The sequence below is a fragment of the Solemya velum gill symbiont genome, assembly GCF_002020255.1.
Taxonomy (GTDB): Bacteria; Pseudomonadota; Gammaproteobacteria; order Chromatiales; family Chromatiaceae.
Genome location: NZ_MPQG01000041.1, coordinates 1 through 1,021, shown reverse-complemented (window position 1 = coordinate 1,021; position 1,021 = coordinate 1). Strand labels below are relative to the sequence as shown.

Genomic DNA, 1,021 nt, shown 5'->3' with positions numbered 1-1,021 from the left:
ATTTTTGTTAATACCATGGAACTGATTTCTTCGGGTGAGAGTATTCTCCTTTCACCCTTTACTTCCACCTCAACTTTCGGTTTGCCGGCGTTATTGACAACTTTAAACGGCCAGTGCTTCATGTCGTTCTGAACAAATGTGTCTTCGAACTTTCGACCGATAAGTCGTTTGGCGTCGAACACGGTATTCTGTGGATTCATAGCTACCTGGTTTTTAGCAGCATCTCCAATCAACCTCTCGCTCTCAGAGAAGGCCACATAGCTGGGCGTAGTTCGGTTCCCCTGGTCGTTTGCGATGATATCCACCTTCCCGTGTTGAAACACACCGACACAGGAGTAGGTTGTCCCCAGGTCGATGCCTATGGCTGGCGCTTTTTGTGCAGGCATTTCTCAGTTCAAACAGTTCGTGTGTGAAAAGATATAAAACAAAATCTCCAACTTTTCTTATACTCGGCTCTTTTCACAGTGAGTATGTTAGACAGTGTCAATTACTATCGAGTGTAAAATCCAATGCTAAAACACAACTAGAACGTTTTCTCAGACTCTATCTCTCGTCGGTCTGGTATCTTCAATCGTTACAGCGATAATGAATAATATTTCGCTGGTCGCCGTATTTATAAGCGCTCTGACGGCACCAGATAGTTCTGTCAACTTCTCCACATGTCGGGAATGTTCCAGAACACGTGGTGTGTCTGTTTATAACTGACTGTTGAATATTCATGAACTTCAACTTAAGGGAGGTAATTCTACTGGCTTTAGTTGGTCTCGATATTAGTATATGATATACTGTACTAAATGAAACCCAATGATTATCATTAGTAAACTTTTCTGGGATCTTCATAATATGCTAGTTGAAAGAAAACATTCATCATTTTTCTCATAATATAGGCATATCACCGTAAAATATAAAATTGGGTCCCGTTGCTGTTTTCTCGCGAACATTCAGCTTTGAAGAACTCGTAGTCTATCAGTATCAGTTCCGCTAGTAGCCCGAACAGCGTAGCCATTAAGTACTTTCTTCG

General features: G+C 41.5%; 1 protein-coding gene. It reads right to left on the bottom strand.

Translation table 11 applies throughout. The annotated features are described in order from the left end of the window. The coding region (locus BOW06_RS12830) for an Hsp70 family protein (protein WP_179116192.1) at positions 1-386 on the bottom strand (386 nt) is incomplete at its 3' end. Between the last annotated feature and the right edge of the window lie 635 nt (positions 387-1,021).